The sequence below is a fragment of the Bartonella sp. MR100HLJHH genome (assembly GCF_042194215.1).
GTDB classification, from domain to species: Bacteria; Pseudomonadota; Alphaproteobacteria; order Rhizobiales; family Rhizobiaceae; genus Bartonella; species Bartonella grahamii.
This window is the reverse complement of sequence record NZ_JBHIMR010000011.1, coordinates 47488-58838: the sequence shown is the minus strand read 5'-3', so window position 1 is coordinate 58838 and position 11351 is coordinate 47488. Positions and strand designations below refer to the sequence as shown.

At 35.2% G+C, this 11351-nt stretch carries 8 protein-coding genes and 2 pseudogenes; 3 read left to right on the top strand and 7 right to left on the bottom strand.

All coding sequences use genetic code 11. The annotated features are described in order from the left end of the window. Window positions 1-967 precede the first annotated feature (967 nt). On the bottom strand, window positions 968-1372 hold the full coding sequence (locus tag ACFIJ7_RS07510) for a flagellar protein FlgN (RefSeq protein ID WP_273788300.1): 405 nt from the start codon (window positions 1370-1372) through the stop codon (window positions 968-970). Window positions 1373-4105: 2733 nt separating this feature from the next. Next, a complete protein-coding gene (locus ACFIJ7_RS07505) occupies window positions 4106-4336 on the bottom strand; it encodes a hypothetical protein (protein ID WP_375644942.1) in 231 nt (76 codons plus the stop codon). 428 nt (window positions 4337-4764) lie between these two features. On the opposite strand from ACFIJ7_RS07505, the pseudogene ACFIJ7_RS07500 reads away from it, so the two are divergent. Then, window positions 4765-5123: pseudogene (locus ACFIJ7_RS07500) on the top strand (integrase); the annotation flags it as partial. Between the two features lie 78 nt (window positions 5124-5201). Here the strand turns inward: ACFIJ7_RS07500 and ACFIJ7_RS07495 are convergent. The 5 genes from ACFIJ7_RS07495 to parA all read right to left on the bottom strand — a co-directional run bounded on the left by ACFIJ7_RS07495 (window position 5202) and on the right by parA (window position 8125). Beyond that, window positions 5202-5420 (bottom strand): EexN family lipoprotein, encoded by a 219-nt coding sequence (locus ACFIJ7_RS07495; RefSeq protein WP_375644941.1) that lies wholly within the window; start codon window positions 5418-5420, stop codon window positions 5202-5204. Window positions 5421-5423: 3 nt separating this feature from the next. After that, window positions 5424-5690: an EexN family lipoprotein gene (locus ACFIJ7_RS07490; RefSeq protein ID WP_375644940.1), complete on the bottom strand. Its 267-nt coding sequence runs from the start codon at window positions 5688-5690 to the stop codon at window positions 5424-5426. 188 nt (window positions 5691-5878) lie between these two features. Continuing rightward, window positions 5879-6115: an EexN family lipoprotein gene (locus ACFIJ7_RS07485; protein WP_375644939.1), complete on the bottom strand. Its 237-nt coding sequence runs from the start codon at window positions 6113-6115 to the stop codon at window positions 5879-5881. Window positions 6116-7268: 1153 nt separating this feature from the next. Next, window positions 7269-7499, bottom strand: coding sequence for a plasmid partition protein ParG (locus tag ACFIJ7_RS07480; protein WP_015856697.1), 231 nt, complete (start codon window positions 7497-7499; stop codon window positions 7269-7271). Further along, window positions 7496-8125 carry a ParA family partition ATPase gene (gene parA / locus ACFIJ7_RS07475; RefSeq protein WP_375636396.1) on the bottom strand — a complete coding sequence of 210 codons (630 nt, stop codon included), beginning with the start codon at window positions 8123-8125 and terminating at the stop codon, window positions 7496-7498. The genes ACFIJ7_RS07480 and parA overlap by 4 nt, the downstream gene beginning before the upstream one ends. 1001 nt (window positions 8126-9126) lie before the next feature. Between parA and ACFIJ7_RS07470 the strand changes: the two genes are divergently transcribed. Together ACFIJ7_RS07470 and ACFIJ7_RS07465 are read left to right on the top strand one after the other, a co-directional pair. After that, window positions 9127-9456, top strand: coding sequence for a TIGR01244 family sulfur transferase (locus tag ACFIJ7_RS07470; protein WP_375636395.1), 330 nt, complete (start codon window positions 9127-9129; stop codon window positions 9454-9456). 159 nt (window positions 9457-9615) lie between these two features. After that, window positions 9616-9843: pseudogene (locus tag ACFIJ7_RS07465) on the top strand (D-alanyl-D-alanine carboxypeptidase); the annotation flags it as partial. Window positions 9844-11351: the final 1508 nt, after the last annotated feature.

The window sequence follows — 11351 nt, the reverse complement described above, 5'->3', positions numbered from 1 at the left end:
GCTGGCAAATATGCACCAGCTTACTCCTTTATGAAGCGTAAAAATCGTGGTGCTCTATAGATTTACCGTTATACCATTCACGGACACCACCGTGAAATGGGATTGGGTGCCTTAAGAGATGTTTCTTTAAAAAAGCACGTGAATTGGCAACACAATGACGTTCTGTTTTACATGAGGGGCGCGTGCCCCCATTAAAGAACGAGAGAAACTGAAGCGTGAAATAATGCGTGATCTTCATCATTTAACAGATAGTGCTTTAGATGCTTTTGAACAAAATAAAGCTAAATTAAAGGATGGTGGTACAGAGGAAAGCTGATTTCTAGCCCTTTATTCTTTCCCAATAAGATCGCCTCCCCATTTAAAATATTACGCCAACAAAGATATAAGCAATCTATTCACTCAAATCTGGATGCTCTCTCCAATCTGGCATACAAAAACTAAAAACAGCAGAAGAAAATATTAAACCGCTTTAATTTTTGTCTCAAACATATAGATTTAAACAACTAACCGCTTCATATCACCACACTTCAAAGGACAGTGCTCTATAAGGCTTATAGGCAATATTCATCACATACTCTCAAAAGACTAATGCATAAAACCTTACATTACCATAGCTCCAAGCAAGCTGTTTTTAAGGCATCACGGGCTGGTCTAAATATTCCCTTGATCGCCTCCCTAAACTAAAAAATGAAGCTCCCTATTAACTCAGTCTGCAAACAATACTCCGTAAATATTCCCCCTTCTCTTAGTCCTCTCCCAGCTAGCTTCCCACAGCACGCAGTTCACATCACTACATCTTAAAAGACACTGTTTTAAGAACAGCGTTTTACAGTACAACAGGATAATAATTTAAATACCCAAATGCGCTTAAAACAAGTCTACTCACTAAACGCATTATTTATCCAAATAAACTGATCTACCTAATCATTGTCATCACTTAGAACAGCTAATATTCATCAGATTTGAATCATTCCTCTGTTTCTTTTACGCGTCCAGATAATTGCATAGCTCTAGAAAGATCATTAACTGCATTTAAATGCGTCTGAAGCAATTCACTATTACGCTGTAATTTTTCTTGTAAATCAGACAACAAACTTTCAACTTCATGCTCAATATCTTGATTCATGTAGCGCTTCACATCGCTCATGGATTTATTAAGATCACGCAAACCACGTATTTTACATAAATTTATTTCTTCGTAATCTGGAACACCACTGCTCTCTAGCATATTGCTTTCATAATCAACAACTTGAGCTAATCCTTTAACAGCAGCAACAAATTTTGTCATCGCCCAATCACGATCAATAAGATTATTATCAAGAACTTTTGCTTTTGATGCAAAACTATCATCACCATATTGCACTACAGACATTTTTACTTCCCCTTCAACACTCTTGTTCAATCTTTCAAATGAGGGAGATTAAACAGGTTCTCTTCAATGCTGATACACTCAATAAAGCTCGTGGTGCAAACATCGCTCAAACAACAGCACGACAATCCTTCAAAGCGTATACCACTTCAACTTTCAACGCATTCTCTCAAGTATTTTTCTTGCTTTGCTCCAAAACCATCATTACGGCTATACTAATTCACCAAAACGCTATAAACTTAAACCTTACGCAGCAATATCGAAAGTTCTACATTTGCTCTGTCTATTTTGGTCTATTTCGCCTTGCCGATTTTATCTTTGCCTATTTCGTCACCAGCATGCCTTCAACAGAAAACAACAACGCTCTCACGAGAACTTTGTCCATAAAAAGACCACCTGCCGACAAAAACCCACAGCATATCTCGCAGCATATCAAAGACTTAAGCTCATTAAAAATTTCAGCATTTTAACGATAGCAGCATCTTACCCTCCATAACCTTATGGCTTTTTTTGCACCTAAACTTGCATACCTTCCGGCACCCCATAAGATGGCACCCTACAAAATTAGTTGCACCCATTCAAAAAGACACACCCTCCCCCATGCTCCTTCTGCACATATGCAGTACTTCGCATAAAAAACAAAAAGAATGCTCTTTTGAACAGATTAGCCATACAGCAATATTAAAAAAGACATCTTAAAACAGCTAAACAGCCATCAATCTCCCTTTTTTTAATTATCATTCGCTTTTCTTTGCAATGAACGACTATATAAGATTTTTTGAACCTTTTCAAGAGTTTCTTAGCCAATCAATTCGATACGTCTTCAATTGCATATTCACGCGCTTGTTTTAAAGAAACATCTCTTAAGTGTACCCAAGCCTATTTCGCGCCATAACCCATGAATAATATAATGATAAATCCCCCATGACATGTATAAAATCCATTGAGCACTGTCCATCTTTACGCTTAATAAAAGAAGCAAGCCAGCACACCATCACATATTTTGCTAGCCCCTCATGTTGCGATATCCTTGACATTTAAGTGCGGTTCAAAAAGCATGCCTTTCTTGTACAGTTTCGCTCCGCATGGACCCTCCCCACTTGTAACTGCAAAAGACATGGTTTTGGTTGATTAAACCTAGAGCAGATTTGGAATGAAAAAAATTTACGGTATTCAGGACTCTAATTCAAGTTGAATAACGATAGATTATCATTATAAATCAAAATATTATCCAATGCATAATGCTTAACGCTCCCCACATTGATATTTTCAGAATTTCCACAGCATCTTCCTATAGGTTATTTCACTCCATAACACAGTTTGCTCTTAATATCGCGGCTTTACATGTGCTACTGGTATAAAAACATAGAAACAATCATTTTATAATAAAGGTACAATTTTTGTTACGAACTTTCTCTCATTTTCAACCTTCTAAATGCAGCTCTTCTCTTTCATACTCATCACATTTCAAATCTATCCCATGTTGAATAAATTAAATTTACTTGTTTGCACATCACAAACAACGCCCTGATGTGTTGATAAAATACACTGAAAGAAAAATGCCTCTTATGAACCGTCTCAAATGCCAAGGGCCATAGTAAACATTGGAAGCAAGCGTACGATGACAGTGACTTGCTATTTCATAAGTGTAAAGATGGTAGCATTCTATAGATTTTTATATTATTCAAATTTTATATTATTTCACGAGAGCTTTACTGTTATACCATTTACGAGTGTCATCGTAAAATGTTTGTCGTGTGCATTGAGAGATGTTTTCTTACAAGTACATAAATATGCAATACAAATATATTAATATACAACATAAGTATATTTCGTTTGGAACGTTCTGTTCTTTTGTGCAAAACATGCCCATTAGAACAGCATTAACCAATCTTACTATGAGATAAACGATCAGAAAACATTTTTGTCTTCTTCTGTGCACCTTAAAGGACAAAGATCTTAACTCAATCTGCTCTGTACGCAGTCCGAATTTTTGTCAAGCAATCTTCTCTTGACTTCCTACTCATGTGAGTCACTTAAACGAAAGGCTCAATAAATCAACCTACGAATATTCATCGCACACTAAAAAATACTTAAACGTTACAAGAAAACTTATATGCCTTATATTACCGCTATAAATGATAGTGTTTCATAGCATAACAGGATAAAAAAGTTTTCTGCAACACAAAACCTACAAAATCAATTAATATTCTCTTTAAAACTTTCTTTTTTAAGATTTACAGTGCTCTAATTCCTCAAGCCTTTACAAAAAAGAAACGATTTTAAGCTTGCCTAATATATTGTATCAACATATACTACGGTTTGTAACATATTGTTATTCATAAAATCACCTCAAAAAGAACAGAAAGAGGTTTTTATGGCTGATCTCGTAAAAGCCGCAGTGCTTTATTCAACCTTGATTATCACCATGAATGCTTTTGTTGTTATTTTAGTTCTCGTAATAGAAATATACTAAACATACTCTCTTGGCTTTTTGTAATTTGCGCAAACGATCATTTTAATTTTACATAAGATCAAAGCGAAAATTTAACTCTACAGATAAATTACACACCTAATTTCAAACATCGCTTGCAACTATTTAAGTGTTAACTCTGCTTTTTGTATGCATTTTTAACCATCAGTTTCCATCTTTTCACGCTACTTGAATCTCAACTTCATTCCCGCCTTAAAGAACTAAATTTTCTACCAGATCCGATCTGTAAATAATTTGTCTCCTTATTGAGTAAGTTCCTCTTGCTTCTCCCCTTCAGGGCATATCACAATTCTAAAGGAATATTTCAAGAAGCTTATGATAAATCCATTGAACACCATCATCACACACTTGCGAGGGAATAAACCAGCACCATCACATACTTTTCCAGCACCAAATGTTGCAACAACCTTTAATCCTTGAGATAGTTCATAAAAGACATTTTTACTTCTTTCTTCAACAGTTTTTATCCACACGGCTCTCCATGCTTGTAACGTGCAAGTAGATGGTTTTAATTGATTCAACCTAGAACAGATTTTGACGAGATCCTTATTCAACATAAAATAATTAAATTATTTTTATAAATCAAAGTATTATTCAAAAAACAACTCATACATAAAGTTTTGCATGAGCTCCACCACTCAACATGATAATATTACAACACAATTAAAATAAAAAATAACAAGGAAAAACCTTACAAACTCAGAAAAGAGAGGGGGAAAATGAAAAGATATGGAGAGCGCTCAATTCCTCACACATCCAGCAAAACCGTCCTAGCAAAACTGCCTCACGTCTTAACTAATGTTATAATATTCTCAAATCAAAAGCAATTTTTTAAAAATATTTTGAGAAAAACATTTAAGTATAAAACGATAATAATTCCATTCAGAATATTTTTCTCTTTATTAAGACAGAGAAAAGTAAATTCCAAACAAATGTTTCCTCCCAATTTTTCCGAAATTAGCCGCAACGCTTAAAGCCGGTCTTAGTGTGATGAAACATTTATTTGTGATGAACGCAGAAAAACACCCCAAAGGTAGATTCAATCTCATGTTTTAAATACATGCGACCAAAACATTAAACAATCAGCACATAGTTTGAAAAATTAGCAATAACACGTAGCAACTCATTCGGATGCAATACTATCACAATTGAAAGCACTTTTTGGCTGGACAAATAGACAGTATAGCATCCGTTTACACAAAGAGTACAGATCGTAAACGGCTAATTCTTGAAGCCATCAAAAGGCTCTCTAAAAGTTAGAGAGAGCCTAAAAAACGTAATAGAATCAACAATTAACCAATTCCTTATTGATAGAATAATTTATTGAATTTTATGTTTTTAATTAATGCCAAACACAAGTTCCATATACGCTTGTCTGGCATGTTGACAATTTTTAGATTTCTTTATAGACGATGGATCCATCTTTTCACACTTTTTTACCCACTCTTCGAGTAATGTTTTATCTTTCTTGAATTCCGCCACGCTGTGATTTTTTTCGCAAGCAGCAAGGACAAGTCCAGTACAAAGCAGCACTGCTGTAATAATGACTTTATTCATGATTTAATTCCCTTCCTTTTTATCTTCAGTTTTTTCTTGGTCGTCCTTTCCAGAGCCGAAAACTCCCCATTTTTTACGAGTTTCTAATTCAGCTTTTTCTGCGTTTTTACAATTTTGAGAATCAAAACTCCCTGCAATAAAACATTTCTCTAACCACTGATTGAGTAATTTAGGATCTTTCTTAAAATCTGCTACGCTATAGTTTTTCTCGCATCCAGCAACAGCAAGTCCAGCACAAAGCAGCACTGTTGTAATAATGGCTTTATTCATAAATAAATTCCCCTTTTTTCAAATTTACAAAGTTTAGGACACAATTTAGGGTTCCATTAAATTTGTACATTCGGTTCATTGGTGCATTTTCAAAAATTTTAAAATCGACTTCTGTACGCAATTTTTTCCAACCTATGATGATAAATCGCGTACAAAGAAAAACACCGCTATCAATATATTTTTATGATTTAATTGTTGTCCTGCTTTTTTTCAGTTTCATTCCCTTTTTTGCCACTTTCACGAAGTTCCTTTGCAAGATTTCTATAATGCTCTTGAAAAAGCTCCATATCGGCTTGCATGACATTTTGACAATTCTTGGTTGCAAAAGCAGAGGTCCCGATTTTATCGCATTTCTTTCCCCATTCTTGCATCAATTTTTTATCTTTCTTAAATTCCTCAACACTGTAGTTTTTTTCGTGAACCAACAGTAACAAGCCCCGTGCAAAGCAACAGCGCTGTTATAATGATCTTGTTCATGATTTAACCCCTCTCTTTGTTTTATATTTTATTAACAATATCTTTGGATTCACATCCCCTCCTATATTGTGACCTTGCGTCTAACTTTCCTTTGCAAATACGCAAACTTGCAACGCAAACATGTTAAATCATGAAAACTGCTTTTATTTATCAGACTTGCATTTGTAGCATTATCTGCACGGCTGCTCTTTGTATTTGAAGTATTTAAACTTCAGCAGTAATTTTGATATCTTGGCATTTTTCAAAAACCACTTCATCATGAGAAGTCGCACAAAATCTTATCAAAAATTCGTAATGCCTATATCCATTGCAAATTCCCTGCAAAAGAAAGAATACACCTTTTAACCAACTGATTGCGCTCTTATCATTTCTTAAACCACCGGAAAAGAAAGAAAACTTTAAGTCCCCCTGCACTTTTTAAATGCCAATAGAAATGCTAAAAAAGCGATCTTATACATTATCAATTGAAGCAAAAAAGCCTATTTCCTTGCGTACCATTACGACTGGCATTAACTATTTAAGACTATAAAATCATATAAATGTAAGAAATACTGTCTATAATATGCTCAATGACTTCTTTTATTTATTAGGAAAACTTATAGCGCGCCAATATCAGTAAATTTTACTTATTTATATCCCCCCTTTATAAACATGAATATAATTTAATAAAATAAATCGCTGCATAACAGAAAAAAATAATCAACGCTACTCTTAATTACATTATTTACGCATGTATTAAGTGAAATAAACAAAGAAATAACCTGACGTTTAAAATCATTATCAAGAAAATTTTTATGGAAGAATAAACTTATCTATTCATCTAGCGGATAAGATAGCGATATAAGATCACAAGTAGTATGGTGATTATCATACTTATAGGGAAAAGTTTGTATAGGGAAAAGTTTGAAACGGAGAATTTTTCGCAAACTCATAGCTCTTTCATGAAATGATACAGAACCTTATGAAAAACAACTTAAATGAAGCAGCCCTCGTGAAAAAAGAAGGGAGATTTTATCATTATTAACTTCGTATAAAAACAAATGATATCATCTCTAGAAAAAGTATTCAAACCAACGAAAACTTATTATCATATATCACTTTTTACACTTTTCCGTATTTTTGTGAAAGCAATTCGCGCACCTCATCGGCTATTTTAGTTCCACGACTTGCACAACTTACCTTAATCAATCGATGCAAACTTTCTGGTATATCAATCGTGAGGCGCTTCATACCTCCACTCATGCTCCCTTTGGGGCTTCCTACCCATGCATCTGCTGTTAAAGGAATTGATTTATTCGTTGGTTTCGTGCCGATTTTAATTTTTTTATTCATCGCGCTAACTCCTTGATTTCCGCTGCAACAGCTTCAATCTCTGCTGTTGCTGGTCCTTGCTTATCAACTTCATAAACCGCCTTCCCCTGTGCTGCTGCTTCTGCAAAAATCACGCGCTGCGCAACGCTAGAAGAAAGAACATGCACGGGGTATATGCCAAGAGCTTCGTTCACATCACGCCCTATCGCTGTATTGACTATTTTACGATTAATAACAAAAGCAGATTCAAGATTTTCTTTATAAATACGTGCTTCGTCAATCAGCTTTACAATTCCATCGGCTGCCCAAATATCATAGGGACTAGGCAAAACAGGTATAAGCACCAAATCCGAAGCCATAAGAGCACTACGAGCAAGATCAGTCACACGTGGAGGACCATCGATAATAATATGATCATAACCATGACCAATCTGTGTAATCTCTTTGTGAACCGTTGCACGTGGTAAACCAATAACCGAAAACAAAGGTGCATCTTCACGCGCTGCAGCCCAATCCAATGCGCTCCCCTGTGGATCAACATCAATAAGCAATACCCGTGCACCGGTACGCGCAAAACTGGCCGCAAGATTAACACTCAACGTAGTTTTTCCTACGCCTCCCTTTTGATTCAAAAGTCCAATGATCATTTATTACGCCTTTCAGCATTATCGTTTTTACGATTATACAGAAAGTAATAAAAGAAGCAAGCATCCAATACGTGCAAAATAACCATTTCTCCTATTTTTAGGATAAAACGACAGCCCGCAATTTTGTCTTTATAATATTCTTTTAGCATAAGAAAAAACATTATGAAGATGATGTTTTTGAGAATAACAAAAATAAATCTAAACAAGAGACACGATCTTCTTCCCCCACCCTAAAACGAAGATTCTTACATCCATGTCGATCTGTGAACAATGCTCTGTAAATGATCCAGCTTCTTATCTCGCGCCTGCCATTTGGGCTTCTCCCTTCATGCAGTCCACTTAATGCAACTCTACAAATAAACTCCACTCTGAATATACAACAAACTATAAGAAGCATTCATTGTTTTGCACGTTGAATGAGAGAGCCGAAATCAGGAAGATTCTCTCATTTCATGCCCTCTGATATTAAATCAATCAAAATCATGTCTCTTGTACGTTACAAGCGGGGCTAGCGTGTGGGTAAAAACTGTACAAGAAAGGATTAAAATACTTCTTATGAACTGTCTCAAGAGCCAAGGACTGTAGTAACATTGGGGACTGAAAAATATAACAATGGTACCAGCCTACTTCTTCATAAGCGTAAAGAGGGTAGTGATCAATGAATTTTATACTCTTATACGCTCGACAGGGTAAAATAGGCTTAAGAGAAATAAGGATACCTCTACCAAACGTGTGAACAAGCAACACAATGGAATGTCTATGCTTGGTAAACATAATAGATTATGCATAAAGACCAAACAGCCGTCTTGCATAAGGTCGAATAACGAACATATTGCGGAGTGAGATATTTTGCATCTTACAGCTCATTTTCCCAAAATAGATCTTCTCGACAAAAAGAATATTTTTGTTAAGATACCATTGAAAAACTTACCTTCACTATGTTCTTTTATATACCAAACTAGGGGGGATCGTGAAAATCGTGCAATTGAGAATAAATAAAGATGAATTTACAACAAATTGAACCTGATATTTTTATCAGCGCCCAAATTAGCATAGAAAATATCAAAACATTGGCACAAGCTGGTTTTAAAACAATTATCTGCAACCGCCCCGATCACGAGGAGCTTCATCAACCTGACTTTTCTAGCATTAAAACGGTCGCAAATGAATATGGCATAAAAGCCTATCACATTCCCATTTCTCCTCCAACTATAGAACAGTCAGCTGTTGAAGCTATGCAAACAATTTTAAAAACCGCCTCTCTGCCTCTTCTCGCTTATTGCCATCACGGAGCACGCTCGCTGCATCTTTATCGTTTAGCGCGTCTTTAAACACAGATTTCATACGCTTCCTCCTCGCCTTAAAAGATAAAGACTCTTAAATACACATCGATCTGTAAAAAATAATCTGTCAATAATCTTTGTCTTGCGCTTTCCACTCAGGCTTCCCACTTCATAAGACTCTACACGCAAACTTTGCTGTTAAATATACAACAAACATGCACACCTGAAGCCATAAAAATGCATGAAAATTCATATGATGATCAAGGAAATCTATTTTCACCTCACCTTTTATCACTGCTTCACCTTCTTTGTCTCTCCCCTTACCAGTACGAGCTCATTCGTACACCATAGACACCTAAAACAACAGTAAAGCCACTAAGAAAACCCCATATTCCGTATAAAAGGCATGCAGAATATTTTATAAAAAATCCGTAAGCCATAATCTATGGTTAATTGCAAAATATTGATTTATAACAATTAATTATTTTGCACGTTGAGTGAGAAACCCTAATACCATAAAATTATCTCATTTTAAGTCTATTTATAGTGAATCAATCAAAAGCGTGTTTCTTGTATGTCACAAGCAGGAAGAGTTCGTATGAAATAAAACGAGTTAAGAAAAATCCCTCTCATAAACATAAACGCTCTCAAATAGCCAAGGCTGTACAACACTGAAGGCTTGTCAATATAACTGATGATACCGGATTGCTCTTTTATTAGACATAAAGATGATAGCGCTCAACGGAGCTTGCAAGATACCATTCATGAGTGCCATCATGAAAATGGATATAGGAAGCGTTGAGAGATATTTCTTTAAAACAGGCGCGTAAATTAGCAACACAAGTATATTCCAGCATTTTATTTTACCTGTAGAACGTGATTATCCTATTCAAAAAACAACAAAGCCTGAAACTGTTATTTTCATGATTTAAGAGATATTGCTCTAGACACTTTTGAAAGTGGCAAAGCCGAATTTAAAAAAGACAGTCATCTGGACTGATTTCCCCCTTTATAACTTCATATTTTTCCCCAATAAGGCTGTAGATTGATTTCAGAGATTATCCAAATGAATATAGGCAATAGGGCTGTCCCCATCTGGTATACAAAAGCTGTAACAGCAGAGAGAGCACTAAAGCGCCTTAATCTTTGTCTCAAACATACTGCTCGCGTTGAGGATTGCTAAAGCAAAAGTTTTATGAGAAAAGCAACAAGACATAATTGGCTTTGCATTTTCATATCCTTACAAGACTGCCTTGCCGTTACATTATAGGCGTTATATTTGTGAAGGACAAAGGAGATATATGGACAGTTCTTTGCTTGAGAATCTGAAAGATTTACGTATTACGACAACCAAATTGTGCCTTTATCAATCAAAAGCATTAAAAATTTTTGAAACAAGTACACCTGCTTTCTCACAATGATTTCTTTTTATCTGCAATCGATCATAGTCTCCTTAATGTAGATTTCCTATCACAATATACGAGAGAAACGAGACTTAAAGCATTTTCCATCAGCTTCATTCTCGTTTACGTGATTGGTTAGCACAAAGCCGCTGCTGACCACCGCTCTACTTCACGAGGCTCAACAAACGAACCTTTTTTTTAATATTCATCATATGATACTAAATATCACATGCGTAAGATTTTACATAAACCCAATCCCATCATAAAAGACGATATGTCATAATAAAACAAATTAGAAAAAAGAGACCATAAATTTTTGAAATAAAAGAGTTATCGATTAAATTTTATCAAACTATAAGCTTAAAATCGCAAAAAATTTAAAAAACAGCCTTTCTCTCTCTTCACGTCTATTATTGCCAAATAGGCTGGGGCTTATTCTTTACTGCATCTTTTATGATGGGTTTTAACGGATCAGAAAGAAACAAGCAGTAAACTTTTGAATGACAACAAAAGCCATAAAATGAACTTTGAAAAAGATAA

Coding starts and splice junctions, on each gene's coding strand:
- ACFIJ7_RS07510 (WP_273788300.1), bottom strand. CDS start 1,372: ATGTCTGTAGTGCAATATGGTGATGATAGTTTTGCATCAAAAGCAAAA.
- ACFIJ7_RS07495 (WP_375644941.1), bottom strand. CDS start 5,420: ATGAATAAAGTCATTATTACAGCAGTGCTGCTTTGTACTGGACTTGTC.
- ACFIJ7_RS07480 (WP_015856697.1), bottom strand. CDS start 7,499: ATGAATAAAAAAATTAAAATCGGCACGAAACCAACGAATAAATCAATT.
- parA (WP_375636396.1), bottom strand. CDS start 8,125: ATGATCATTGGACTTTTGAATCAAAAGGGAGGCGTAGGAAAAACTACG.
- ACFIJ7_RS07470 (WP_375636395.1), top strand. CDS start 9,127: ATGAATTTACAACAAATTGAACCTGATATTTTTATCAGCGCCCAAATT.
- ACFIJ7_RS07490 (WP_375644940.1), bottom strand. CDS start 5,690: ATGAATAAAGCCATTATTACAACAGTGCTGCTTTGTGCTGGACTTGCT.